Annotated in this window: 28 protein-coding genes; 12 read left to right on the forward strand and 16 right to left on the reverse strand. The window is 41.2% G+C overall.

The features are described 5' to 3' along the window. The first annotated feature begins 355 nt into the window (after nucleotides 1–355). The gene (locus BKK48_RS01265; protein WP_077426409.1) at nucleotides 356–1,078 is read left to right on the forward strand and encodes a pirin family protein; all 723 of its coding nucleotides are present in this window, start codon (nucleotides 356–358) and stop codon (nucleotides 1,076–1,078) included. 74 nt (nucleotides 1,079–1,152) lie between these two features. Here the strand turns inward: BKK48_RS01265 and BKK48_RS10005 are convergent, their stop codons facing one another. Continuing rightward, nucleotides 1,153–1,320, reverse strand: a complete 168-nt coding sequence (locus BKK48_RS10005; protein WP_208604170.1) for a hypothetical protein — start codon at nucleotides 1,318–1,320, stop codon at nucleotides 1,153–1,155. A 98-nt stretch (nucleotides 1,321–1,418) separates the two neighbouring features. Here BKK48_RS10005 and pcnB point away from each other — a divergent pair, with 98 nt between their 5' ends. Continuing rightward, nucleotides 1,419–2,861: a polynucleotide adenylyltransferase PcnB gene (pcnB, locus tag BKK48_RS01270; protein WP_425271799.1), complete on the forward strand. Its 1,443-nt coding sequence runs from the start codon at nucleotides 1,419–1,421 to the stop codon at nucleotides 2,859–2,861. 17 nt (nucleotides 2,862–2,878) lie between these two features. After that, complete coding sequence (gene folK / locus BKK48_RS01275) at nucleotides 2,879–3,355, forward strand: 2-amino-4-hydroxy-6-hydroxymethyldihydropteridine diphosphokinase (protein ID WP_077426411.1); 477 nt, start codon at nucleotides 2,879–2,881, stop codon at nucleotides 3,353–3,355. Between the two features lie 54 nt (nucleotides 3,356–3,409). Here the strand turns inward: folK and BKK48_RS01280 are convergent, their stop codons facing one another. Further along, nucleotides 3,410–3,763 (reverse strand): DUF496 family protein, encoded by a 354-nt coding sequence (locus tag BKK48_RS01280; protein WP_077426412.1) that lies wholly within the window; start codon nucleotides 3,761–3,763, stop codon nucleotides 3,410–3,412. Between the two features lie 187 nt (nucleotides 3,764–3,950). Here BKK48_RS01280 and serC point away from each other — a divergent pair, with 187 nt between their 5' ends. The 3 genes from serC to tpx all read left to right on the forward strand — a co-directional run bounded on the left by serC (nucleotide 3,951) and on the right by tpx (nucleotide 6,732). Beyond that, nucleotides 3,951–5,036 carry a 3-phosphoserine/phosphohydroxythreonine transaminase gene (gene serC, locus BKK48_RS01285; protein WP_077426413.1) on the forward strand — a complete coding sequence of 362 codons (1,086 nt, stop codon included), beginning with the start codon at nucleotides 3,951–3,953 and terminating at the stop codon, nucleotides 5,034–5,036. 80 nt (nucleotides 5,037–5,116) lie between these two features. After that, nucleotides 5,117–6,226, forward strand: coding sequence for a histidinol-phosphate transaminase (gene hisC / locus BKK48_RS01290; RefSeq protein ID WP_077426414.1), 1,110 nt, complete (start codon nucleotides 5,117–5,119; stop codon nucleotides 6,224–6,226). An 8-nt stretch (nucleotides 6,227–6,234) separates the two neighbouring features. Further along, nucleotides 6,235–6,732, forward strand: a complete 498-nt coding sequence (gene tpx / locus BKK48_RS01295) for a thiol peroxidase (protein WP_077426415.1) — start codon at nucleotides 6,235–6,237, stop codon at nucleotides 6,730–6,732. Nucleotides 6,733–6,788: 56 nt separating this feature from the next. Here tpx and serS read toward each other — a convergent pair whose 3' ends face one another. Further along, nucleotides 6,789–8,078: a serine--tRNA ligase gene (gene serS, locus BKK48_RS01300; protein ID WP_077426416.1), complete on the reverse strand. Its 1,290-nt coding sequence runs from the start codon at nucleotides 8,076–8,078 to the stop codon at nucleotides 6,789–6,791. A 195-nt stretch (nucleotides 8,079–8,273) separates the two neighbouring features. On the opposite strand from serS, the gene BKK48_RS01305 reads away from it, so the two are divergent. Further along, nucleotides 8,274–8,492 (forward strand): HP1242/YdcH family protein, encoded by a 219-nt coding sequence (locus BKK48_RS01305; protein WP_077426417.1) that lies wholly within the window; start codon nucleotides 8,274–8,276, stop codon nucleotides 8,490–8,492. Nucleotides 8,493–8,617: 125 nt separating this feature from the next. Here the strand turns inward: BKK48_RS01305 and BKK48_RS01310 are convergent, their stop codons facing one another. Further along, a complete protein-coding gene (locus BKK48_RS01310) occupies nucleotides 8,618–9,418 on the reverse strand; it encodes a hypothetical protein (protein ID WP_077426418.1) in 801 nt (266 codons plus the stop codon). Nucleotides 9,419–9,516: 98 nt separating this feature from the next. On the opposite strand from BKK48_RS01310, the gene BKK48_RS01315 reads away from it, so the two are divergent. Beyond that, nucleotides 9,517–10,179, forward strand: a complete 663-nt coding sequence (locus BKK48_RS01315) for a trimeric intracellular cation channel family protein (RefSeq protein WP_077426419.1) — start codon at nucleotides 9,517–9,519, stop codon at nucleotides 10,177–10,179. A gap of 34 nt (nucleotides 10,180–10,213) precedes the next feature. On the opposite strand, the gene BKK48_RS01320 is transcribed toward BKK48_RS01315, so the two are convergent. From BKK48_RS01320 to sstT, 5 genes are all read right to left on the reverse strand, one after another. Next, a complete protein-coding gene (locus BKK48_RS01320; protein WP_077426420.1) occupies nucleotides 10,214–10,771 on the reverse strand; it encodes a TorD/DmsD family molecular chaperone in 558 nt (185 codons plus the stop codon). After that, nucleotides 10,768–11,379: an NAD(P)H-dependent oxidoreductase gene (locus BKK48_RS01325; RefSeq protein ID WP_077426421.1), complete on the reverse strand. Its 612-nt coding sequence runs from the start codon at nucleotides 11,377–11,379 to the stop codon at nucleotides 10,768–10,770. Before BKK48_RS01325 ends, BKK48_RS01320 begins: the two co-directional genes overlap by 4 nt. After that, nucleotides 11,376–11,831 carry an NfeD family protein gene (locus BKK48_RS01330; RefSeq protein WP_077426422.1) on the reverse strand — a complete coding sequence of 152 codons (456 nt, stop codon included), beginning with the start codon at nucleotides 11,829–11,831 and terminating at the stop codon, nucleotides 11,376–11,378. Before BKK48_RS01330 ends, BKK48_RS01325 begins: the two co-directional genes overlap by 4 nt. 137 nt (nucleotides 11,832–11,968) lie before the next feature. Then, nucleotides 11,969–12,883 carry an SPFH domain-containing protein gene (locus tag BKK48_RS01335; protein ID WP_077426423.1) on the reverse strand — a complete coding sequence of 305 codons (915 nt, stop codon included), beginning with the start codon at nucleotides 12,881–12,883 and terminating at the stop codon, nucleotides 11,969–11,971. Between the two features lie 125 nt (nucleotides 12,884–13,008). Next, nucleotides 13,009–14,253: a serine/threonine transporter SstT gene (sstT, locus tag BKK48_RS01340; RefSeq protein ID WP_077426424.1), complete on the reverse strand. Its 1,245-nt coding sequence runs from the start codon at nucleotides 14,251–14,253 to the stop codon at nucleotides 13,009–13,011. A gap of 259 nt (nucleotides 14,254–14,512) precedes the next feature. Between sstT and BKK48_RS01345 the strand changes: the two genes are divergently transcribed. After that, nucleotides 14,513–14,956: a LexA family protein gene (locus tag BKK48_RS01345; protein ID WP_077426425.1), complete on the forward strand. Its 444-nt coding sequence runs from the start codon at nucleotides 14,513–14,515 to the stop codon at nucleotides 14,954–14,956. A gap of 87 nt (nucleotides 14,957–15,043) precedes the next feature. Here BKK48_RS01345 and lpxM read toward each other — a convergent pair whose 3' ends face one another. The 7 genes from lpxM to seqA are packed head-to-tail and all read right to left on the reverse strand — an operon-like array spanning nucleotide 15,044 to nucleotide 24,226. Next, on the reverse strand, nucleotides 15,044–16,000 hold the full coding sequence (lpxM, locus tag BKK48_RS01350) for a lauroyl-Kdo(2)-lipid IV(A) myristoyltransferase (protein WP_077426426.1): 957 nt from the start codon (nucleotides 15,998–16,000) through the stop codon (nucleotides 15,044–15,046). Between the two features lie 30 nt (nucleotides 16,001–16,030). Continuing rightward, nucleotides 16,031–16,798, reverse strand: coding sequence for a TSUP family transporter (locus tag BKK48_RS01355; protein WP_077426427.1), 768 nt, complete (start codon nucleotides 16,796–16,798; stop codon nucleotides 16,031–16,033). 27 nt (nucleotides 16,799–16,825) lie between these two features. Beyond that, on the reverse strand, nucleotides 16,826–17,686 hold the full coding sequence (gene mepA, locus BKK48_RS01360; RefSeq protein ID WP_077426428.1) for a penicillin-insensitive murein endopeptidase: 861 nt from the start codon (nucleotides 17,684–17,686) through the stop codon (nucleotides 16,826–16,828). Between the two features lie 13 nt (nucleotides 17,687–17,699). After that, nucleotides 17,700–18,773, reverse strand: coding sequence for a chorismate synthase (gene aroC, locus BKK48_RS01365; protein WP_077426429.1), 1,074 nt, complete (start codon nucleotides 18,771–18,773; stop codon nucleotides 17,700–17,702). Nucleotides 18,774–18,794: 21 nt separating this feature from the next. Then, nucleotides 18,795–22,136 (reverse strand): mechanosensitive channel MscK, encoded by a 3,342-nt coding sequence (gene mscK / locus BKK48_RS01370; protein WP_077426430.1) that lies wholly within the window; start codon nucleotides 22,134–22,136, stop codon nucleotides 18,795–18,797. Nucleotides 22,137–22,143: 7 nt separating this feature from the next. Then, on the reverse strand, nucleotides 22,144–23,568 hold the full coding sequence (gene menE, locus BKK48_RS01375; protein ID WP_077426431.1) for an o-succinylbenzoate--CoA ligase: 1,425 nt from the start codon (nucleotides 23,566–23,568) through the stop codon (nucleotides 22,144–22,146). Then, nucleotides 23,537–24,226 carry a replication initiation negative regulator SeqA gene (gene seqA / locus BKK48_RS01380; RefSeq protein WP_425271798.1) on the reverse strand — a complete coding sequence of 230 codons (690 nt, stop codon included), beginning with the start codon at nucleotides 24,224–24,226 and terminating at the stop codon, nucleotides 23,537–23,539. The genes menE and seqA overlap by 32 nt, the downstream gene beginning before the upstream one ends. A 36-nt stretch (nucleotides 24,227–24,262) precedes the next feature. Here seqA and BKK48_RS01385 point away from each other — a divergent pair, with 36 nt between their 5' ends. The 3 genes from BKK48_RS01385 (at nucleotide 24,263) to fur (ending at nucleotide 26,148) form a co-directional block, all read left to right on the forward strand. Continuing rightward, nucleotides 24,263–25,048, forward strand: a complete 786-nt coding sequence (locus BKK48_RS01385) for an alpha/beta fold hydrolase (protein WP_077426432.1) — start codon at nucleotides 24,263–24,265, stop codon at nucleotides 25,046–25,048. A 101-nt stretch (nucleotides 25,049–25,149) separates the two neighbouring features. Beyond that, on the forward strand, nucleotides 25,150–25,674 hold the full coding sequence (fldA, locus tag BKK48_RS01390; protein ID WP_077426433.1) for a flavodoxin FldA: 525 nt from the start codon (nucleotides 25,150–25,152) through the stop codon (nucleotides 25,672–25,674). A gap of 27 nt (nucleotides 25,675–25,701) precedes the next feature. Beyond that, the gene (gene fur / locus BKK48_RS01395; RefSeq protein ID WP_077426434.1) at nucleotides 25,702–26,148 is read left to right on the forward strand and encodes a ferric iron uptake transcriptional regulator; all 447 of its coding nucleotides are present in this window, start codon (nucleotides 25,702–25,704) and stop codon (nucleotides 26,146–26,148) included. Nucleotides 26,149–26,168: the final 20 nt, after the last annotated feature.

The following is a 26,168-nucleotide window of genomic DNA, read 5'->3' on the forward strand; positions in this document are numbered from 1 at the left end:
AAGTGCGGTAAATATTGACCGCACTTTTTTATTGAGATATAGCCTAATAACCACCCGCTTTTAAAAGAAGCCACACCTTTTTATCAAAGTTCTACAAACTATCATTTCGAAAATATTTGAAAAATACATCCTATGGGCTAGCCCGTTTTATTTTGTTTAACCCCATCCTCTCCACCTCTTCTCTGCTGATTCAATAAGAATAAAATTTAGCTTCTCCTCCCCTGTTATTATTTCCTATAAGTAAATAATATTTTAACCAAAAGACTATTTTTCTTTTTATCCTAAAGCGTATGATATGCGCCATTAAACAAGCACGGTGTATAAACCGTCTTTTAAGTTAATCGAAGGAGTATTTATGAAAACTGTATTTCATTCTGCCAATTCTCGTGGTAACGCAGATCATGGTTGGTTAAAAAGCCGTCATACTTTTAGTTTTGCTAACTATTATGATCCTGATCGTATTCATTTCGGTGCATTACGGGTGATTAATGATGATTTCGTTGAAGGTGGCCGAGGTTTTGGAACACACCCCCATGATAATATGGAGATTATCTCTATTCCACTAAGTGGCGACTTAGCCCATCGTGACAGTATGGGAAATGGTAGTGTGATCCGCCATGGCGATATTCAAGTGATGTCGGCCGGCACCGGCATTACTCACAGTGAAATGAACCCGAATGCGAATACCCCGGTAAAATTTTTACAAATTTGGGTGTTTCCGAACAAACGTGATGTTACCCCACGTTATCAACAAATCAATATTGCAGAGGGGGCGAAAGCCAATGAGTTCCAACAAATTCTCTCCCCTAATGCGGAAGATGAGGGCGTGTGGATTCATCAAAATGCGTGGTTCAACTTGGCAAAATTTGATAAAGGCACCGCAAAAGACTATCGCTTACACGATGTGAAAAATGGTGTTTATGCCTTTGTAATTAAAGGCACGGCAAAAATTGCCGGAGTCTCTCTTGCCGAACGTGACGGACTCGGGGTTTGGGATGTGGAACATTTCAATGTGGAAGCAACCGATGATGCGGAAATTTTGTTGATGGAAGTCCCAATGGAACTCACCGTAGCATAAACTGAAACATCAGATCATGAGCGGTCATTACCGCTCATTTTTAAATAAATGTAAATTTTCTTAACAGGGAAGGATTAATCGTTAGAATGTGCATTTTTTAGAGAAAATACAATTTCAGTCTTGGTATGAATATTAAATACCATTTCTAATCCCAAACTGAATAAAGTGCGGTTGAATTTTGGTGTATTTTCGATATTATGTAACGCCCCTTGCAAAAAGGGAAAATAGAGGATGTCGCTCATCCTCTAAAACAAATGGTTTCACTATGTCAAAAAGACGCCACTATGGCGTCCTAAACAATCAATAAATGGAGTTGGTTATTCTTACTTATATTAAAAATTTGTTTGGTAAAAAGAAAAAAACGGCATCACAAAATAGCGTAAAACAAAGCGTCCAAACAAAGGCTCATTCTAGAAGAGTTGAGCATTCAAACACACCGCGTAACACAAAAAATAAAACCGATAAATCGCATAAAAATGTGATTAAAGCAGCCCATTTTGGCATCACTCCCCGCCAGTTTAGTCGCAACGCCTTGATGGTTGTCGAAAAATTGCAACGTCAAGGATTTGAAGCCTATATTGTTGGCGGTTGTATTCGTGATCTTTTGCTCGGTAAACAGCCAAAAGATTTTGATGTGGCCACTAATGCTCGTCCGGAACAAATTCAAAAAATTTTTCAGCGTCAATGTCGCTTAGTCGGTCGCCGTTTCCGTCTAGCCCATATTATGTTTGGTCGGGATATCATTGAAGTGGCAACTTTCCGTGCCAATCACAATGATGCCCGCAGCGAACATCAAGCCAAACAAAGTGATGAAGGAATGCTTTTGCGTGATAATGTTTATGGCACCGTTGAACAAGATGCCGAACGCCGTGATTTCACCGTCAATGCCCTTTATTACAACCCTCAAGATAATACCCTGCGTGATTATTTCAACGGCATTGAAGATCTCAAAGCCGGAAAATTACGTTTAATCGGCGATCCCGTTACCCGTTATCAAGAAGATCCGGTACGAATGTTACGTTCAATCCGATTTATGGCGAAATTAGAGATGTTCCTTGAAAAACCAAGTGAACAACCTATTCGTGAATTAGCCTATTTGCTGAAAAACATTCCCCCTGCCCGTCTTTTTGATGAAAGTTTGAAATTGTTACAAACCGGTCATGGTGTAAAAACCTATCGTTTATTGCGTCAATATGGCTTATTTGAACAACTCTTTCCTAGTCTTGTTTCTTTCTTTACGGAAAAAGAGGACAGTTTTGCCGAACGCATGATCCTCACCTCACTCACCTCAACGGATGAGCGCATTGCCGATAAATTGCGTATTAACTCTGCTTTTTTATTTGCCGCATTTTTTTGGTATCCATTGCGTGAAAAAGTGGAAATATTAAAAAACGAAGGGGGCTTAAATAATCACGATGCCTATGCCCTAGCGGGAAATGAAATTTTAGATCTATTCTGTCGCACCTTGGCCGCACCACGTCGTCATACAGCAGTGATCCGTGATATTTGGTTCTTACAATTGCAATTATTAAAACGCACCGGTTCAGCGCCAATGCGTACAATGGAGCACCCTAAGTTTCGTGCCGCTTTTGATTTGTTGGTGATGCGGGCTGAAATTGAAGGGGGAGAAATCGTTGAGCTGGCTAAATGGTGGCATGAATATCAGTTCAGTAATAGTGAGCAACGTCATCAACTTGTGCAAGAGCAACAGCGTTTACATCCCAAGCCAAAGAAAAAATACTTTCGTGCCCGTAAACCCCGCCGTTCAAAAAACTCAGCATAACCGGGTGGAGCGAAACGATGATCACCGCTTATATTGCTTTGGGGAGTAATTTAAACACCCCTATTGAACAACTGAACAGTGCATTGAAAGCCATTGAAAACTTACCGCAAACCCGACTTCTTGCGGTAAGTGCCTTTTATCAAAGCAAACCCCTTGGGCCGCAAGATCAACCTGATTATGTGAATGCCGTGGCAAAAATTGACACAGCCCTTGCGCCTTTGTCTTTATTAGATGAATTACAACGCATCGAAAATGAACAAGGGCGTGTCCGTTTACGCCGTTGGGGGGAGCGAACGTTAGATTTGGATATTCTGCTTTACGGCAATGAGATTATCCAAAATGAACGCCTCACCGTTCCTCATTATGATATGCACAATCGAGCGTTTGTTATCATACCTTTAATGGATATTTCAGCAGATTTAGTTCTGCCCAATGGCACAACGCTTGCCGAATTAGCCAAGCATTTCGCTCATCATTCCCTGAAAAAAATCTAAAAAAATAACCGCACTTTTGTTGGCTTAAAGTGCGGTTGTTTTCTCATTTATTTTTTATGTAGTAATTTTATTGGATTTTTTCAGTAAATTCTCATGGGATTTTTTTTGTTCTTTCATTTTCGCACTAATTTCACGGCGTTGTGTGGAAAGCTCTGCACTACGAATTGTATAATCATCAACCCGTGCTTCATAGTCATCACGCATATTTTCAATAATGGCACGGACATCTTCAATATCCATATCATCACGAATATATTGGTTTAAATTATCAAGTAATAATACCCGTTTTTGGTTATCACGAATTTTACGGCTGATGTCTTCAATATCACGTTTTAGCTTATTTTTTAAACGATACATACGCACATATTCCAACACTTCTTGAAAGGATTGTTTGTTTACGGTTTCCATAGTTGCTCTCCCTATTGACAAAATAATCGTCCGTAATTTAGCTTTTTTTTCCCTTGTCGTCAAAACCTTAAATTTAAATTTTAAGGCCTATATCAAAAAAACCGTGGATTTTTCTAAAAACCGTTGATTATCCGCTTTTCTAGTGATAAAACGTAGTCCGTTATTTTTTCAAAATAAGGAAAGCACCATGTCTCAAGTTTTCAATTTTAGTGCCGGTCCGGCGATGATTTTTCCTGAAGTATTACACAAAGCGCAAGCGGAACTCACTAACTGGTTAGGGCAAGGTGTTTCCGTAATGGAAGTCAGCCACCGTGGTAAATATTTTATGGAACTTATCGCAGAAGCCGAGAAAGATCTGCGTGAGGTTTATCACATTCCGGATAACTACCGGGTGCTCTTTTTACAAGGTGGCGCACGGGGGCAATTTGCGGCATTGCCGATGAACCTTATTGGCAAAAAAGGAAAAGCCCTTTATTTAAACAGCGGGCATTGGTCTGCCACCGCAGCAAAAGAAGCCCGTAATTTTGCAGAAATTGATGAGATAAGCATTGTCGAACAGGGGGATAACACCCGCATCACTGCTTTGGATTTCAGTGATATTGCCGATCAATACGATTATGTACACTATTGCCCGAATGAAACCATTAGCGGAGTAGAAATTTTTGAAATACCGAATGTGGGTGATGCCGTTTTGGTAGCCGATATGTCATCAAATATCCTTTCTCGTGAAATTGATATTAGCAAATTTGGCGTCATTTATGCCGGTGCACAAAAAAACCTTGGCCCGGCAGGGATTACATTAGTCATTATTCGTGATGATTTAATTGGTCACGCCCGTAAAGAAACCCCTTCTATTTGGAACTATGCTGTGCAACGGGATGCGGATTCCATGATCAATACACCACCGACTTTTGCATGGTATCTCTGCTCACTGGTGTTCAAACATCTTAAAGCTATCGGTGGCTTAAAAGTGATAGCAGAACGTAATGTCCGCAAAGCGCAAACCCTCTATGATTATATTGATGGAAGCCAACTATATCGTAACGTGGTTGCAAAAGAAAATCGTTCAACGATGAATGTGACCTTTGTAACCGGCAATCCGGAGCTTGATGCAAAATTCGTTGCACAAGCCACTGAGGCAGGATTACAAGCCTTAAAAGGCCATAAAGTGTTGGGGGGAATGCGAGCCTCTATCTACAATGCGATGCCTTTGGAAGGGGTGGAAGCCTTAATCCAATTTATGAAAAAATTTGAAGCGGAAAATCTGGCTTAATACCATAAAAACACAATTATTATTTCATCCTCAATATTGGGCGTTACCCTACGCCCATTTATCTTAATAAACGTAACACTATGCAATATATTACTATCGCCAATCCCGGGGTAAAATCCCTTTCCCCTTATCAAGCGGGTAAACCCATTGAAGAACTTGAGCGTGAACTGGGTATTACCAATATCGTCAAACTGGCATCAAATGAAAACCCTTTCGGTTTTCCCGAAAGTGCAAAACAGGCTATCATCAACCAATTAGATCAGCTCACCCGCTACCCGGATGCCAATGGTTTTGAACTGAAACAAACCATCGCTAAAAAATTTAGCGTTCAACCAAATCAGATTACGCTTGGTAATGGTTCAAATGATTTACTTGAACTCTTCGCCCATACTTTTGCCGCTGAAGGCGATGAAATAATTTATTCGCAATATGCTTTTATCGTCTATCCCCTTGTAACCAAAGCCATTAATGCCACAGCAAAAGAAATTCCGGCAAAAAACTGGGGACATCATTTAGCAGGATTTTTAACCGCACTTTCCGATAAAACCAAACTGATTTTTATCGCCAATCCCAATAATCCCACCGGTAATTTCTTAACCGAACAAGAACTTGATGATTTCTTAGCAAAAGTGCCTGAAAACGTCATTGTGGTATTAGATGAAGCCTATACGGAATTTACCCTCCCCGAAGAACGGGTTAATTCTTTCGGTTTATTGAAAAAATATCCAAATCTCATCGTTTCCCGCTCCCTCTCGAAAGCCTATGGATTAGCTGGTTTACGCATTGGCTATGCGGTGTCTAATCCTGAAATTGCTGATTTATTAAACCGTGTTCGCCAGCCTTTTAACTGTAACAGTTTAGCGATTACCTCCGCCATTGCAGTGATGAATGACGATGACTTTATCAAAAAAGTGGCGGAAAATAACCGTGTTGAAATGGCTCGCTACGAACAATTCTGCCGACAATATGGTTTGGATTATATTCCCTCTAAAGGCAATTTTATCACCATTGATTTCAAACAACCTGCACAGCCAATTTATGAGGCATTATTACGAAAAGGGGTGATTGTTCGCCCTATTGCAGGCTATGGTATGCCAAATCATTTACGCATTAGTATTGGCTTGCCACAAGAAAATGACAAATTTTTTACCGCACTCATTGAAGTGCTCAATTTAACTCAAACTGACTAGGAGCTTTTATGAACAAAGTAACCATGATGGGTAATCCCATTGAAATTAAAGGTCATTTCCCACAAAAAGGGGAAAAAATTGAAAACCTCACATTAACCAATAAAGACTTAGCCGATGTTGGCTTAGAGGCTTTTGCCGGCAAACGTAAAGTATTAAATATTTTCCCAAGTATTGATACCGGGGTTTGTGCCACATCTGTTCGTGTATTTAATCAACGTGCGGCAAACTTAGAAAATACCGTTGTCTTGTGTATTTCAGCGGATCTTCCTTTTGCACAAGCCCGTTTCTGTGGCGCTGAAGGCATTGAAAATGTACAAACCCTCTCAACTTTCCGCCATAAAGCGGTTCATGAAGCCTTAGGAGTAGCAATTGTCACAGCCCCAATTGCCGGTTTAACCGCCCGATCTGTGATCGTATTAGATGAAAACAACCAGGTATTACACAGTGAATTAGTATCTGAAATTAAAAATGAACCGAATTATGATGCAGCAATCGCTGTATTGTAAGTCATAAAAAAAGTGCGGTTAAAATTGACCGCACTTTTTTCATCGTTATCCCTGTATTATTTACCGATAACCTCCAAGCCACCCATATACGGGCGCAATACTTCCGGTACGGTAATTGAGCCGTCAGCATTCTGGTAGTTCTCAAGCACCGCCACGAGGGTACGCCCAACTGCCAGACCAGAACCGTTTAATGTGTGAACCAAACGGGTTTTCTTGTCCCCTTTTGCTTTACAACGAGCCTGCATGCGGCGGGCTTGGAAATCCCACATATTAGAACAAGATGAAATCTCACGGTAAGTATTTTGTGCCGGAATCCAAACCTCTAAATCATAAGTTTTGCAAGAACCAAAGCCCATATCACCGGTGCAAAGTAACACTTTACGATAAGGTAAATTCAATAATTGCAACACTTTTTCTGCATGACCGGTTAATTCCTCAAGGGCTTCCATTGATTTATCCGGATCGACAATTTGCACCATTTCCACTTTATCAAATTGGTGCATTCGAATTAAACCTCGGGTATCCCGACCATAAGATCCCGCCTCAGAACGGAAACAAGGTGTATGTGCCGTCATTTTAATTGGTAATTCTGCCTCATCTAAAATCACATCACGCACTAAGTTAGTGACCGGCACCTCGGCTGTTGGGATTAAAGCGTAAGGTTGCTCCCCTTCCAAGGCATTGGTGTGGAAAAGATCCTCACCAAACTTTGGCAATTGCCCTGTGCCGTAAAGGGTGGCATGGTTCACCAAATAAGGCACATAGGTTTCTAAGTAACCATGTTGTTCGGTGTGAAGATCCAACATAAATTGTGCTAAAGCACGATGTAATTTTGCAATTTGACCTTTCATAACAGCAAAACGGGCACCCGCTAATTTCGCCCCGGCGGCAAAATCTAATCCCTCTTTTTGCTCGCCTAAGGTCACATGATCTTTTACTTCAAAATCAAAGGTTCTTGGCGTACCCCAACGTAAAATTTCAAGGTTTTCCGTATCATCTTTACCAAGGGGAACTTCATCTGCCGGAAGATTTGGAATGCTTAGAGCAATTTGATTGATTTCTGCCAACACCGCTTCAAGCTGCGTTTTTGCTTCGTTTAGCTGCTCGCCCATATTGTCCACTTCAGCAAGCAGTGGGGCGATATCTTCACCACGGGCTTTTGCTGCACCAATGGCTTTTGAACGTCCATTACGTTCTGCTTGCAAGGTTTCGGTTTTCACTTGGAGGGCTTTGCGCTGCTCTTCTAATGTGGTGAGTTTTTCTGTGTCAAGAATAAAGTGACGTTTAATTTTTAATTTTTCTGCCACTTCCGCTAAATTATTACGGAGTAAATTTGGATCGATCATGGGATTTCCTTACTTTTTATTAAAATAAAATGCCCCTATTCTAGCGTGGATTCAGCAAATAAACCAGTTAAAACCCAATAGAGAATAAGGATTTTATTTTGTGATCCACTTCAAATTTTTACGATTCACTTCTATGAATTTTTTATAAATGAGGTAAAGTAAGAACAGTTTTTAACCCTTCACAGGAGCTTACCTATGTTTCCCGAATTTAGAGACTTAATCACCAAACTTAAAAATCATGATGCTTATTTTGAACGTTTGTTTAATAAACATAATGATTTGGATCAGGATATCAAAAATAAAGAGGAAAACATTACGCTCGCCACGCATACGGAAATTGAAATCTTGAAAAAAGAGAAATTAAGGATTAAAGACGAGCTTTATGCTTATTTGAAAAAGAAAGCGGAAGAATAGAAAGCAAGTGCGGTTATTTTTAACCGCACTTTTTGTTTTGCAATATTATGTAGAACGCATCAAAGCTTTTTAGCTTTTACAAGCCGTTTCATCACATATCTCCGCATAATGCTGTTGCCTTTGTTTCATACAAACTGCATCCACAATGGTAGGCATGCGCCAATAAAGAGTAAAATAAATAAGGAATTCACACTCAAAGCCCATTTTCGAATACTGTGTATGGCTAATATTGCCGCGATGGCCAAATGGCAAATAAAGTAAATCCCATAGGCAAAAACGCTTTCAGAATTAACCGCACTTTCTAAGCCGTTTAATATCAAAAAAATGAACATGACTGTCGCATTTAAAACCAGCAAAATAACCATTACAAAGGGGAATAGCGCCATCAAAGCTTGCAAGCGGCTTTTGGCGATAACAAGCGATAAATTAGCCAAAATGACGCCCTCTAAAATCGGCGCCATCGGGTTATATTCGGCAAATGCGGACAAAGGGAGTTGGCTCAGCAACATCACATAACCCAACAAGCCCAAACCACCCACTAATGTTGCCATCAACAAAAAACTGTTGCGGAGTTTTTCTGCTTTGGGCTGTTTCCAAATGAAATACACCACAGATAAACCACATAGACAGACCACATTGGTAAAAGTAGGTTGAGAAGAGAAAAAACTCATTCCCCACCAAACCATCCAATATAAGGCGAACGCTAAATTCACTTTAATTAACCGGCCACGCTGCCCCGGGCAAATTTCCCCTTTATAAAACACTAATAACGATATTAACTGTGCCACTAGCACGGTCAATCCCAAATGGGGGATCACTTGCTGTTGAGATGGCAAAGAAAAGAGAAAAAGATCGATAGCAAGCACCATCGCAATTGCAAGTATCGACAGTGGCACTAAGAAAGATTTTGAAGCTTGTTCAGACATGGTTAAAAAATATAAAAAAATAATTCGCCATTATGCTAAAAATTGATTGTTTTTTAAAGTAGAATGAACTCAATTTTGACCGCACTTGAGGAACCCGAATGTTATTGAGCATTTTATATATCATTGGTATTACCGCCGAGGGGATGACCGGTGCACTGGCGGCTGGTCGGGAAAAAATGGATATTTTCGGTGTGATTATCATTGCCTCTGTCACCGCAATCGGTGGGGGCTCTGTGCGTGATGTGTTACTTGGGCATTATCCTTTAGGTTGGGTAAAGCATCCCGAATATTTTTTAGTGGTCGCTGGGGCGGCGGTGATGACGGTGTATATTGCTCCCTTTATCAATCATTTTATGCGTTATTTCCGAATGATTTTCTTGGTGTTAGATGCCATGGGTTTAGTGGTTTTTTCAATTATTGGGGCACAAATTGCCATGGATATGGGTCATGGAGTCACTATCGTTTGTATCGCAGGCTGTATTACCGGGGCATTTGGCGGTGTCTTGCGTGATATGCTTTGCAACCGTATTCCTCTGGTCTTCCAAAAAGAGCTTTATGCCAGTGTTTCACTCTGTGCCACCCTCACCTATTTTGCTCTGATAACCTTACAAGTCGAGCAAACGATCGCGGTGCTTATCACCCTATTCAGTAGCTTTACACTTCGCATTTTAGCCATTCGTTTTGAGTGGGGACTACCGGTGTTTAACTATCAAGAATTGAATACCGATCATCAAGATAAATTACCAAAGAAAAAGAAATAAGAAAAAACGGCTGATTATTCAGCCGTTTGTTTTTTTAATTTTCCTCTAATTCATCCGCCATTGCCGCTAAAATTTCACGGGTTAAATAGGCTAAAGAACGATAAAACGGCAAGGTTGCATAGGTTTCAATTTGGGTCAAAAATTTTGCCGCACAAGGTAGCAGAAAACCTTCAAAGAGCGTTCGCTGTGCGGAAATAGAACCAACGTTATCCTCCAACCATGAAGCGCTTAGCAAAAGTAACGCAAAATGATCCGCACTTTCGACTTCAGGCATACCACGCTCGTGACGAAAAGCGATAAACGCCTCGACATCAATATCATAAGCCGAAATGGCTATGGCGACTTTCCCCGCTGTGCCAAATAATTTTTGGTATTCTTCATTGAGCAAGCTGAGATCAATGGTTAATTGAAGATTGTCTAACGCAGTTTGACTTTCTTTATCGGCATCTAATGCCCAAACTTGATTTAAGCCTTTTTGTTGTAACCAATCAAAAACCCCGCTCAATACGGGATCCGTTGGCGCTCGATAAAATAAATTACCGAATAAACGGCTAATTAAAGAAAAATTATTGAGTGTCTTTTCTGTCGTCATACTGCTTTTCCATTTAAAAGTGCGGTCAATTTTTCCTGTGTTTTTTGCTCAACAATATCCAGCATTGCACGGCGTGCTTCATCATCAATGAGATGAAGATCACCCAATAGCTCATAGGTGACATTTTCAATGCCACAATAGTTAAACAACCCGTTCACAAGGCAATGATCGAGGGATTGATCAATACCCAATTCTTTATATTTCTCAACATTACTGCCAAGGGTGATAAATTGTTGCATTTGCTTCCCTTTAAGCAATCCCACCGATTCGCCGTTTTCGGTTTTATAAGCAAATCCATGGCTTAACACTCGATCCAAGTAGCCTTTCAACATTGCAGGAAAACCCATCCACCAAAGAGGATAAACAAGCGTAATTAACTCTGCTTGGCGAATAAGATCATGCTCATATTGAACCGCTTTAGGAATAATACCTGTGTTCACCGCTTGTAATTCTTCAAAAGAGATAATTGGATCAAAATCGAGTGTGTAGAGATCACGAAGTTGACTTTTCACTCCAAGGGTTTCACTCGCTTTCACCACACGATCGACCACTGCCCGCCCAAAGCTTCCTTGAGAATTCGGATGAGCAAAAATAATAAGATGATTCATTCTGTTACCTTTTCAACAATCAGCGTGATCCCTTCTACACGCACCACTTTAATCAGATCATTCACGGCAAGATGCTCACCTTGAATACGCCAGGTAGTATCACCAAAGGCACCACGTCCAATACCGTTAACCGCCATATCCCGCACTGTACCCTGTTTACCAAGCATCGCATGATCACGCTGGTTTAAAGAGGTTTCTCTCTGATTTTGGCGATCTTTATTGTGTTGATATTTCCACCAACCAACCGATAAGATACAGGCTAAAACGGCATAGAAAATGGCTAAACCAACCAATGAGAAAGTCGGAAAAAGGAACTGCACAAGCGCGGTGAATAAGGCGGCTAATCCCCACCAAAGTAAAAATACACCGGGGGCAACCACTTCAGCGATCAATAAAACAAAGCCTAATACCAACCAATGCCATAGTGTCCATGTGGTTAACCATTCAGCCATATTCCCTCCTTTGATAAAAAGTGCGGTTACAAAAAACAACGTTTTTTGAACGTTGGCTCTGCCAACGGCTCTGAAAGAGTGAATAAATTACGTTAGTAATTTATGAATAATTTCAAATATACTTTGAAAATAAAATCTTAGGCTTTTTTATCGCCTTTTAATAACTCCGCAATGCCAGCCACAGAACCAATTAAATTTCCGGCTTCTAACGGCATTAAGACCACTTTACTATTTTGTGCTCCGCCAATCTCTTTTAAGGCTTCCGTGTATTTTTGTGCAATAAAGTAATTGATGGCTTTGGTATCACCACTTGCAATAGCCTCAGAAACCATTTGTGTGGCTTTCGCTTCCGCTTGTGCTGCACGCTCACGGGCTTCCGCTTGTAAAAAGGCCTCTTGACGTTCCCCTTCTGCTTTCAAAATACGGGCTTGTTTTTCCCCTTCCGCCCGTAAAATTTCTGCTTGGCGAATCCCTTCGGCTTCTAATACTTCTGCCCGTTTATTACGTTCCGCTTTCATTTGGGCATTCATTGAATCAATCAATTCACGAGGTGGGCGAACATCTCGAATTTCGATACGGGTCACTTTAATCCCCCATGGATTCGTGGCTTCATCCACAATAGCAAGCAAACGACCATTGATAGAATCTCTTTGTGAGAGCATTTCATCCAACTCCATCGAACCAAGCACCGTACGAATGTTCGTCATGGTTAAATTAATGATCGCCTGTTCAAGGTGATTGACTTCATAAGCTGCACTTCGGGCATCAATCACTTGGACGAAACACACGGCATCAATGGCAACATTCGCATTATCTTTGGAAATCACTTCCTGTGAAGGGATATCCAACACTTGCTCCATCATATTAATTTTGCGCCCCACCCGATCCACAAAAGGCACAACAATATTCAATCCCGGCATTAATGTGCGGGTATAACGCCCAAAACGTTCAATTGTCCAGTTATACCCTTGTGGTACGGTTTTAATGGTTGAAAATAAAATAACGATAATGAGTACAAGAAAAACTAATGTCGTTAAGGTTAATCCATCCATTTTGATATCCTCTATTCGATTTGAATAAAAAAAGTCTAACAAATCAGACCGCACTTTGTATAGCGAAATCTCAAACCCAAAAACAAAGGCGGACTTTCGTCCGCCTTATCATAAAAAACAGGGAATTAGGCTTGATTTTTGCGCTCTTCTTCCATACAGACGGCTGCGGTAAATAATACATCGGTAGAGGAGTTTAATGCGGTTTCCGTGGAATCTTGCAAAATACCAATCACAAAACCCACCCCAATCATTTGGGCTGCCACATCATCAGAAATACCGAACAAACTACATGCCAACGGAATCAGCAATAACGAACCACCGGCAACACCCGATGCTCCACAAGCACAAAGGGCTGCGACCACACTCAGCAACAATGCGCTCACAAAGGACACCTCCATGCCCAATGTATGCACTGCCGCTAAAGTAAGCACAGTAATGGTGATTGCTGCTCCCGCCATATTGATATTCGCCCCTAACGGGATTGCCACCGAATAGGTTTCTTCATCAAGATTTAAACGTTTTGCCAACCCGATATTCACCGGAATATTGGCGGCAGAACTGCGGGTGAAAAAGGCGGTAACCCCACTTTCTCTCACACAAGTCCAAACCAACGGATACGGATTTTGACGAATTTTCCAATAAACTAAAATAGGATTAAGCACAAATGCCGTAAAGAGCATCGTACCGATTAGAACGACCAATAGGTGAATATAACCACCTAAAGCGGCCAAACCTTTATCCGATAAGGTTTCTGCCACTAAGCCAAATACCCCAAAAGGTGCAAATGAAATAATAACATGGACGATTTTTGAAATCCCCTCTGCAAAATCAGCGACCACTTGTTTTGTGGCTTCAGAAGCATGGCGTAACGCCAAACCTAAGCCGATAGACCAAGCCAATACGCCAATAAAGTTCGCTTTAAAAATCGCATTGAGTGGATTATCCACCACATTCAGTACTAAAGTTAATAACACTTGAGTAACGGATTGTGGTGCAGAGGTCACATCTTCTTTAACCGACAATGCCACTTCGGAAGGGAAAAGCATACTGGCAATCACCGCTGCCAATGCGGCCAAAAACGTGCCTAAAAGATAAAGCACGATAATTTCCTTCATATTGCTTTTAGAGCCAACTTTTTTGTTCGCCAATGCCGCCATCACAAGGAAGAAAATTAAGATTGGCGCTACCGCTCTCAGGGCCTTAACAAAAATCTGCCCTAATACGCCAACACTTGAGGCAAGATCAAAACCTAATGCTTGTTCAATGCTTGGATTAACCAAGGCAACAAGGATCCCGAGAACTAGACCAACGGCAATTCGTTTGACCAAATTACCTTGGAAAAGAAAATGAAATAAACGTGATGTATTCATAGTAAATGGTTAAATAAAAATAAGATTAAACTTCGGATCATTGCTGATCCCCCTAGGCTGAACAAAGATAGCTTAAATTTAATCTAAAATAAAACGTTTTCTTTGGTTTTTGCTGATACGTTAAGCATTTGTTTTATTCTCTTTTTTCTAATACTTTGCCTGATTAAAAATTTTTTCTATCCCCCCGTTGACAACCTGTATGAAACACCAGTATCATACACCTGTATAAACAACCATGATATTAACGAAGGAAAAGATGATGAACTACGCAAATGCTATGACCCAAAATGAGATGACGTTTTCTTATCATCCAATACCATTTTTTAACGATATTGAAAAAAATTCAAAATTCAGTAAAAAACTGGATTTAAACCTTTACTGTATTAAACGCCCACAACAAACCTGTTTTATTCGTGTAACTAACCCAAATATGCTAGCTTGGGGGATTGAACAAGGGGATATGTTGGTCGTTGAAAAAAACGATCATCTTTCTATGGGGGATCTCGTTGTATTAGAAAAAGGAGAAGAATTTCATCTCTATGAATTCATTGTGCATCAAGATGAATTTATCTTTATGGCGTTAGATTCTCAAATGCAGAATATTAAAACCAAAGATTGGGCTTCCCTTCCAATTATTGGCACTGTAACCAATACGATTCACCAAATTCAACCAAAACGTCATTTACAAAAATTCCCAGCCTAAGGGAGATTGAAAGCGTAATATTGAGGCCCCTTCCCCCTCTAAAAAAAGTGCGGTCAGTTTTGACCGCATTTTTGTAAGTAATATTCATTAATCATAAAGATCTTCGCCATCTTTTCGTGTTCTTAATAATTGTAAAATCCAAACATATTGTTCCGGGGTGGGCGTGACAAAAGCCTCGATTTCTTCATTCATGGCTCGAGCTGATTTTTCAGGTTCATCATTCAATATCATAGGCGGATGAATTTCCATTTCATATTTCCCACTTTCGGTGTTATAACGGGGGAACATGGGAATGACGACTGCCTTCGCCAACTTCGCCATTTTATTTAAGCCCGGAAGCGTGGCTTTATAAGTGCCAAAAAAATCCACAAAAACACTTTGTTCTGCACCAAAATCTTCATCAGGCAAGTAATACCCCATTTCCCCCTGACGAACATGGCTTAAAAAAGGCTTAATGCCATTTTGACGGGCGTGCATTTTTCCCCCAAAACGCTGACGAACCATTGTCCAAAGCCAATCCACTAAAGGATTGCGATGGGGGTTATACATGGAGGTCATCGGCATCCCATGGGTATGTAAAATAATCCCGGAAGCATCAATCGCCCAACCATGAGGCACCATTAAAATAATGTTATACCCCTCGGCTTTGGCTTTTTGAATATGCTCAATCCCGATAAATTCACTGCGTTTTTGTAGATGTTTTTTCGAGCGGACAGCAATCTCACCAATCCCTAACATGACTTGAGCCACCACCGCAAACATCTTATCGATCACTTGCTCTCGTTGCTGCTCAGTCCATTGTGGAAAGCAGTAGCTCAGATTAATTTGTGCCCGTTTACGCTGTTTTTTTGCCTTGTGTCCAATCCATACGCCTAACTTTGCTGCGAATTTATCACGCAGCCGAAAAGGTACAAAGGCCAATAAAAGCAAAAAGAAAATACCAACCCAAATACCCCAGTATTTTGGTTTTAAATAGGACCACGAAAAATGTGGCTCATAGCCTACACGAGCTGTTAAGCGAATATGTTGTTGAGAATCTGTCATACTAAAAACAGCGGCGAAATAAACCGCACTTTAAATACTAAACCAACCTTGATCATAGGCCATTTTTGCCGTCATCAAAAACGACATCACCACAACCATAGGACGAATTAAGGTTTTCCCCTTTGTCATTACCATTTTAGCGCCCCAATTTGCCCCCAGAATACTCCCGATCATCATCACAATACCTGCACTCCACAAAATTTGTCCACCGGCTAAGAAAAGTAAAAAGGAAGCAAGGTTTGAAGTAAAATTCATCACCTTGGCATGGGCCGTGGCTTTGGCAAGATTGAAACCTAATAGGGTTACGCAAGCCAAACTCATAATAGACCCTGTGCCTGGTCCAAAAAAACCATCATAAAAACCTAAAAACGGACTAAGAGCAACACCAAAAACGCCATAGGTTAAACGTTGTTGACGATCTTCATCACCCAATTTAGGGGTAAAGAGAAAATACAGTCCGATGGCTAAAATAAGAAAAGGCAAAATTTTCTTAAACACCGCGACATCAAGCAGTTGAATTAAGATCGTACCCAGTGCCGAGCCGATAAAAACGCAAAGCAAAATGAACCAAACTTGCCGTAAATTGACCGCTCTTTTCCGTAAAAAATAGAGGCTTGCAGAAAATGCCCCGCCCATCGCTTGCAATTTGTTGGTGCCCAGAGCCATTGCAGGCGGCATTCCTGTCATCAGTAAAGCAGGAATGGTAAGTAGGCCACCACCGCCTGCAATGGCATCAATAAATGCAGCGATAAAGGCCACGACAAATAATATTGCTAAAATATCAACGCCCAATTCCATATCACTTTCTCTTTATCTGCCGACAATTTATTCTAACCATTCACTTCGATTCGGCGAGTTCAATATTTGTTGGCATAAAAAGGGTTCAGGTGGCACGACTTTTGGCTTGCTTGAGCCAGCCCCCGGTTTTGCCGGCTCAAACCAAGAATAAAGTTCATCACCACAGCCATCACCTGCCGGCACTGGGGCTTGATCTTCACAATAAGCGGCATCCGCCGGGCATTTTAAACGAACGTGAAAATGTGAATCATGGCCAAACCAAGGGCGAATTTTATTTAGCCAGCCTCTGTCATGACCTGCCGTTTGACAAAGCTTCACTTTAATCGCCGGGTTGACAAAAATACGGGTTACATTTGGCTCTTGTGCCGCAAGCTTAATTAATGTGGCGTGATGTGAATTCCAAACACGCTCATCAACACGTTGTGCTTTACGATCCACCACTAATAATCCTTTGCCATCAGAATTTAACGCATCGGCATCAGACATTGCCCCCATTCGCAACCAAATATCTGCATCTAATCCCATTTGGTGGCTGGCATGACCGGTTAAAAAACGCCCTCCCCCCGGCATAGCAATATCCCCCACTAACATAGTCGGCAAACCGGCCGCTTTCGCTTTTTCACCCAACCGTTTTAGGTAGCTGATCATCTCCGGGTGACCATAATAACGGTTTCGATTCATACGAATCACCTGATAGCCTTCACCTTTTATCGGTAAAGCTTGAGCACCAATAATACAGCCGTTAGAATAACTCCCGATAGGCTTTGCCATGCCGTCTTCGCTTGGGATAGGTCGCTTAATTTGTTGCCAATCTTGGGGAGAGGCCTGTACACCTAACGCAAAAAGTGCGGTCAATATTACCGCTGTTTTTACTGCTTTTTTATTCATTTCACACAACCTACTACTTACACTGTGCTTTAAAACGTAATAAATGATCCAATAACACAATGGCAACCATCGCTTCTGCAATAGGAACGGCACGAATCCCCACGCAAGGATCATGACGCCCCTTTGTCACCACTTCCACGGCTTCGCCATCAAGATTTACGGAACGGCCGGGGATGGTTATGCTGGAAGTCGGCTTCAATGCAATAGTGGCAATAATCGGCTGACCGGAGCTAATCCCGCCTAAAATCCCGCCAGCATGATTACTTTCAAACCCATTTGGAGTCATTTCATCACGATGTTGGCTACCTCGCTGTTCCACGACGGCAAATCCATCGCCAATTTCCACCCCTTTTACCGCATTAATACCCATTAAGGCATGAGCCAAATCCGCATCTAAGCGATCAAATACCGGCTCCCCTAACCCCACAGGAACATTTTCAGCGATCACCGTGAGTTTTGCGCCGATTGAATCTCCTTCTTTTTTGAGTTCACGGATCAATTCATCAAATTTTTCGACCGCACTTTCATCGGGGCAAAAGAAAGGATTGCTCTCGACAGTCTGCCAGTCGATCTTTCCCACCGTTTGTGGCGCAATTTTCACTTCGCCAATTTGACTTAAAAACCCACGAACCTCAATACCAAATTGCTCCCGCAAATATTTTTTGGCAATGGCGCCGGCAGCCACTCTCATTGCGGTTTCACGAGCGGAAGAACGTCCGCCACCACGGTAATCTCGGATACCGTATTTTTGTTGATAGGTAAAATCCGCATGACCCGGACGAAAACGATCTTTAATTTCACCGTAATCTTGGGAACGTTGATCTGAATTTTTAATGATCATCCCAATACTCGTGCCGGTAGTTTTCCCTTCAAAGACACCCGATAAAATTTGCACCTCATCGGCTTCCCTGCGTGGCGTGGTGTAGCGGGAAGTGCCCGGTTTACGGCGATCCAAATCCGGCTGAATATCTGCCTCTGATAAGGTCATATTCGGGGGAACGCCATCTACAATGCAGCCCAGTGCAATGCCGTGGGATTCCCCAAATGTCGTCACACGGAAAAGTTGTCCTATTGTGTTGCCTGCCATAGTTTACCTCTTATTTTTTGATTATTTTTGAGCCGATAATCCGGTTGCATTGGTATCCTTAAAACAAATTTCTTCACCGGTATCATGATTTTTAATAAACACATCAAGTTGATTAAATGCAATATCAATATTATTTTCAGCGAAAAGCTCGTTGATGCGACGATTGAGCGCATCTATCGTATTCGTACGTTCAGAAAGTTGCCCCACATAAACCCGTAATTCGTGATCCAAGGTGCTGGCACCAAAGGATAAAAATAACGCTCGAGGCTCAGGCTCTTTCAATACCGCCGGTTGCTCATTTGCTGCTTGAAGGAGTAGTTTTTTCACTAATTCCAAATCAGAACCATAAGCCACCCCGACGGTGAGCACCAAACGTGTCATTGCATTTGAAAGCGCCCAGTTTATCACCTGACCGGTTACAAAAGATTTATTCGGTACAATCACTTCTTTACGATCAAAATCAATGATGGTAATCGCACGAATACGGATCTTCGCCACCGTTCCGCTCATCCCGTTGATCGTTACGGTATCGCCCACCCGAATCGGGCGTTCAAACAGCAAAATAATGCCGGAAACAAAATTCGCGAAAATTTCCTGCATACCGAAACCCAACCCCACAGAAAGGGCGGCAAACAGCCATTGTAATTTAGACCAAGACATTCCCAATGTGGCAAACGCCCAAGCACTGCCCACCGCTACAATGATATAAGTGAGTAAGGTGGTAATGGTATAAGGCGTACCCTGTGATAATTTCAAACGTGAAAACAGCAAAATTTCTAAAATACCTGAAATATTTCTCACCAGTACATAGGTAATGCCTACAATAATCAACGCCACAAGTAAATTAAACAGCGTGATACTTTCCATCACATTTGCACCATCCACCACAGAAACTTGCTGCCATAGGGTGATATCACGCAGGTAAGCGGCTACAGTAACAAGATCTGACCAAACAAAATAGAAAATACCAAATAATGCCGACCAAATAAATAAATCCGCAAAACGTAACAATTGGCTTCTCACCTCATTTAAGGCCAAGCCTTCTTCTTGATCGGTAATCACCACCACATCATCTGAGGGGGCGCCATCATTAAATTCTTCCGCTTTTTGATTACGTTTTTCCATTAGACGACGATGCGCTAAACGGCGTGATGATACCGTAATGCCACGGTAGATCACATTGCGTAAAATAAACCAGATACACCAAGCAATATAAGAATTAATAATATGCTGGATTAAATTCAATGCGGTGTAGTAATACCCCAACACAATCAATAAAATCAAACCAATAGGCACTAACTGTAATAAAATCTGAATGCTTTTCACAATCACATTATTACGTTGTGCTTGGTTTTCTTCATAAGCCCGAAGGGCTCGATTAAAGCGAGGCGCAATAATAACGGTACAGAAAATTAAAGCGGCAATGGTATTAATTTCACCTAACACATCATTTGCCAAGCCATTATCCATTACATTACTAAATACCGATGTATTCAATAATAAAACAACCGCAATAATAATCCGTTTTACCACCCCACGGAATTTCTCGGCATCTTCTTGTGCAAAGCCAAAATGGCGGACAAAAATGCCATTTGGACGGAAAATCGCAAACCATACATTAAAGAACCACCAATAACCCGCCATTTGGAAAGACCAATCCCAAAATTCCTGCGGATTGCGGAAGAAGAAAAAGCCTATCATCTGACAAACGGCAAGGAACCAAAGCGTACCGGATAAATTTAATAATCCCGTTAAAATCAATGCTATCGGCGTATGCCACTGGCTATCTGCACGCAGGGTATTAATTTCCCCGTTGATCATCGCTAAACGATGGGTAATCGCCGGTTTAAATTTAAAAATCGCGCCACCCACCACAATCAAAATAAACACATAGGTGAGCAACGAGAGGAGATTATCAAAATTAGTTGGGAAACCTAAATGCTTCATCATGCCATTCAACTGCGCTTCTAATGACATCGGCAACATTTTGAACCAATCTAAATTGATCGGGTTGTTACTTTTCACCCAGAAACTTTGTTGATCAAGTTTCGACTGAATTTGATCGCTAATTTGCGTAATTTGTTGTTGGGTTAATTCTAAGGAAATCGCTAAATTTAGCTGATTATTGAGTGACTTAATTAGATCAGAACCCATTTTACGGCGTTCCGTCAGTAAAGTGGTTAACTGGGCTTTTTCCGTTGCGCTAAAGCGTTGGTTTTCCTCTAATTCCACTTTTTGGATATAGGCGTCTAAATCATAAAGCTCATTGCGGCGCTGGGTAATATCAAAAATTTGTACCCGTAAATCGGAAATTTGTTTTGATAAACCTTGGATATTCAGGTTTGTCGGTAATTTTTGCTTTTGTTGCTGAATAATACGGGAAAGTAGCAAAGTGCCTTGCAAGGCACTAATTTGCCCGTCAATGGTACGCTGGGTCTGCGTTAAACTATCTAACACATTGCGCATTCTCAGCTCATCTTGAGATAAGGTATTGGTTTTTTCGGTTTGTTCCAATAAAAGTTTGCTCAACATGGCATTACGATCCAGTTCTTTCTGGATGTAATCATTTTTAACCGCACTTTGTTGCTGTTGTTGCGCCTGTTCAACTTTATTTTGGCTTTGCTCTAAATTTTTCTGATTAATCATCTCTTGAATAGCCGAAATTTGCTGTTGTTGAACCTGTTGTTTAACATTGAGCAAATCGTAACGACTTTGATAGAGCACAGAAAGTTGATCACTATTTTTCAGTAAGGTTTGATTATAGGTATTTTTCAGATCAATGAGCTGTAATTCCAATTGGTATTGCTGTTCTTGCGAGCTATTTGCCGTGCCGTCTGAAAGAGATTGATTTAACACTTGGCTACGTTTTAAATTCTCCGCCAATGCAGTTTGCGCACGTTCAGACACAGCACTTTGCTCAGCCACAAGCGCATTGGCCGCACTCAGTGCCGTTTGGGTTTCCTGTTGTTGATTGTTCAGGGTTTCTAAATCGGCTTGCAGATCCGTTAATGAAGTCGATTGATAATCATCGGCACGGGCCTGATCCAAGCGTTTTTTAAGATTTTGTAACTCCGCATTATTTTTTTGCGTTTCCGCATCCGCAAGCGCCAAAGTATTATTTAACTCATCATTGCTGTTTTGCTGAGTTTGAATTTGTTTTAACAAATCGAGAGAGGTTTGCAATTCATCAATGCGTGATTTTTTTGCTTCCGCATTATCAATTTTTTGTGCTGCCTCCAATTCGGTTTTGAGGCTTTGTTCTGTGGGTAATGAGGTTTGCCCAACCGCCATAGCAGACTGTGAAAGCGTAAACCCCATAATACAAGCCGCTGAAAGTGCGGTAAAAAAACGAGAGAGTGTCATAGTTTTCCTATTTATTGTTGTTCTTGCGCGATTGTTGTTCTTGAGACGCCAGCCATTGTGCTAACGCTTTACGAGAAATTTTAATTGCCCCTTGTTGTATGCCACAAGGGAGCGGGTAATAAGCGATAGGTTGCTTAAATCTTGCTAAATGTGTTTGTAAAAAAACACGCAATTTTTCGACCGCACTTTCCGTGAACTGTTCATAAAATTCAACAATGGCAACCGGTCTTGCTCCAAATTCCCTATCTGCTTTAGGCAATACCCAGACTTGTTTCACCAAAGGGGATTGCAGTATCATCCGTTCAATTTCTTCCGGTTGGATATTTTCTCCACCGGAGATAAACATATTGTCTAAACGGCCGACAATGACTAATTCATTATTTTGCCAAATCCCTTTATCTTTTGTTTGCAACCAACCTTGCTCATTGGTAAGTGAAATGATCTCACCGTTTTTCCAATACCCTAATGCCAGCCCTGCCCCTTTCAACCAAATTTCTTCATTCACCAGTTGAAATTGACGCCCGAAAAGAGGCTGACCGACACCGGGTGAGTTATCTGAGGGTTTGGCAAAAATCGTTGAGGCCATTTCCGTCATACCATATCCACTATAAGCGATGATGCCATATTGCCGAACCGCTTGGGTTAATTCCAACGGAATATGTGCCCCCCCCAATAAAATATGTTTTGTGTTAATCGCAATTTGAGGAGAGGTATGCAGATAATCCAGCAAACGTTGAAGTTGTGTAGGCACAAGCGACACATGGCTGGCTTGTAAAAGAGAAGCAAAAAAATCCTCTTGGGGAAAATGTAACACCGCCCCACAAAGCAACCAACGCCATACAATGCCCTGCCCCGATACATGATATAAAGGCAGTGATAATAACCAAGATTGCGAGGCATTAAAGTGCATTAATTGACAAACCCCTCGGGCATTGTCCAAATGAGCTTGAATATGATGCACCACCGCTTTGGGTAAACCGCTTGAGCCGGAGGTGAGTGTCATTGTCGCCGGGCGTAAAAAATCTGCATTATGATAAGACAATTGCTCAGATGGCGATCCTGCCGGAATATCCAACAAATCCTCATCAAAAAAACATCTGTCAATAGCATATTCAGCACACAACGCATGAATTTTTTCTGCGGGGAATGCCGGATTTAAACCAAGGATTTTTGCGCCGATCTGAATTGTCGCCAAATAAAGAAAAAGGATCGCCTCAGAATTTTTACCACAAAAAGCAACCAAACTTTCCGAGCTGATCCCTCGGTGTTGTAAAAACGCCGCCGTTTGATCGATTTTTTGCCCAATCTCCTGCCAAGTAAAAACATCACCTTGCGATGAACGCAAGGCGATTTTCTCACGGTATTGAGGATCATTGGCAAAGGCTTGCCAAGGAAAAGCTTTAGTTACTGACAAAATAGGCACGCACTTCATCGATCAGGCTTTCCGGCAAATCCATGGATTGCATTGCCCCTTCTAACATCAACATTTTTCGTCCACTGTTGGTGTTGGTAATCACCCAATAAGGCGTATCCGGAATTTGTTTAGGTTTGGTGTGATTTCCCGCCATTAACAATGTCCCTTCATCACGCGCAAAATAAACCCGAGTGCGTCCTTGTAGCGATTCCGTTGCCTGCGCAAAACTTTCCGGATTTGTCCGATAAAGCACCCGCAAAATGGATAAAAAACGCACAACGGCTTTGCTTTCTTCTTTAAATTCTGGAGAATTGAGCAAAGCCCGCACTTTGTCCGTCATTTGGCTGATCGCCGTTTCCGATTGTTTTCTCACGGTTTTCGATACGGCTGGCTCAAGGTTTTTAACGGCAGATGTCGATGAGGATTGAGAAACATTCTCCGATGGAGTTTCTTTTGGCAAAACCGCATCGGATTTGACCGCACTTTTATTCGCCTCATCAAAGGAAACAAAATCTAATGTGCTGTTTGGATTGGCAGGTAAATTTAACAAACGGCGAAGAATATCGGAAGCGCTTTCGCCAATGGATTGAGTTTGTTTTGCAATATATTGGTAGAGTTCTTCATCCACTTCAATAATCTTCATTTTTGTTTCTCTCTCTGCTAAAATTTTGCCCATTATAACGATTTCTCAGCCAATTCTCACGCGAAAATTATGCCTAACCCTCAATTATTAAATTTCCAATTTCATCAAGCAAAACAAGCAATTAATAAGCCTACCCTGGTTTTTATTCATGGCTTATTCGGTGATATGAATAACCTTGGCGTGATCGCCCGTGCTTTTAGTGAACAGTATTCTATTTTACGCGTGGATTTGCGTAATCATGGACAAAGTTTCCGCACTGAATTAATGGATTATTCCCTGATGGCAGAAGATCTCTTTACTCTCATTCAGCACCTCAAATTGACAAAGGTCATTTTGATCGGACACTCAATGGGGGGCAAAACGGCAATGAAATTGACCGCACTTCATCCTGAAATTGTCGAAAAATTAATTGTGATTGATATTGCTCCCCTACCTTACGGCAATCAAGGACATCAAGATGTTTTCCAAGGTTTATTTGCCGTCAAAAATGCCATGCCCGAAACACGCCAACAGGCAAAATCCATTTTAGAGCAACATATTGCCGATCCTGCGGTGATACAATTTATGCTGAAATCCTTTGATCCCCATTCATCAGAATTTTTTCGCTTTCATTTAAGCACACTTTTTAACCAATACCCCAATTTAATGGACTGGCAAGCTGTGCAGGTAGAAACCCCGACTCTGTTTATTCGAGGAGGAAATTCATCCTATATCAAACCGGAAAATACCGAGGCAATTTTGAGCCAGTTTCCTCATGCCAATTCATTTACGATAAATGGCTGTGGGCATTGGGTTCATGCGGAAAAACCGGCCTTTGTCATTCGTGCCATTGAGCGTTTTCTAAATAAGAATTAATCAGTTCAAATGAGAATGGATTTATGATATAGTTCGCGCCAATCTCAACATCCCCCTTAACGGGTTTATCATTTTTAAACAGTGACTTAAAGGAAAGAAAAATGGCAGTAGTAGGTTTATTTTATGGTAGCGATACAGGCAATACCGAAAATATCGCTAAGATGATTCAAAAACAACTGGGTCATGAACTTGTGGATATTCGTGATATCGCTAAAACCACCAAAGAAGATATCGAAGCCTATGATTTTTTACTTTTCGGCATTCCAACTTGGTATTATGGTGAAGCACAAGCAGACTGGGATGATTTTTTCCCAACCCTAGAAGAAATTGATTTTACCGATAAATTAGTGGCTATTTTTGGCTGCGGCGATCAAGAAGACTATGCCGATTATTTCTGCGATGCGATCGGTACCGTGCGTGATATTGTCGAGCCTCATGGCGCTATTGTGGTGGGAAACTGGCCAACTGAAGGTTATACCTTTGAAGCATCAAAAGCACTTTTAGATGAGGGAACATTTATCGGTTTATGTATTGATGAAGACCGTCAGCCGGAGCTTACCGCTGAACGGGTGGAAAAATGGTGTAAACAAATTTATGAGGAAATGTGTTTAGCGGAACTTGCTTAATACGCAATCATATCAAAAGGAAACATTATGTCTGAAGAAAATATTAAATTACTCAAAAAAGCAGGCCTAAAAATTACCGAGCCTCGCTTAACCATTTTAGAATTAATGCAAAATCACAAAAATGAGCATTTTTCTGCAGAAGATGTATATAAAATCTTGTTAGAACAAGGCAGTGATATCGGACTTGCCACCGTTTACCGTGTGCTAAATCAATTTGATGAGTCAAATATTTTAATCCGTCATAATTTCGAAGGGAATAAATCGGTTTTTGAACTTGCTCCAACAGAACATCACGACCATATTATTTGTGAAGATTGTGGCAAAGTCTTTGAATTTTCCGATAATCTGATCGAGCAACGTCAACGAGAAATCAGCGAACAATATGGGATTAAGCTAAAAGCACATAGCTTGTATCTTTATGGTAAATGTAGCGATATTGACAAATGCGAAGAAATTAAGAAAGACGAAAAATAATCCTGAAAAATACCCGCTCT

This window comes from Rodentibacter heidelbergensis (assembly GCF_002000125.1).
Classification (GTDB): Bacteria; Pseudomonadota; Gammaproteobacteria; order Enterobacterales; family Pasteurellaceae; genus Rodentibacter; species Rodentibacter heidelbergensis.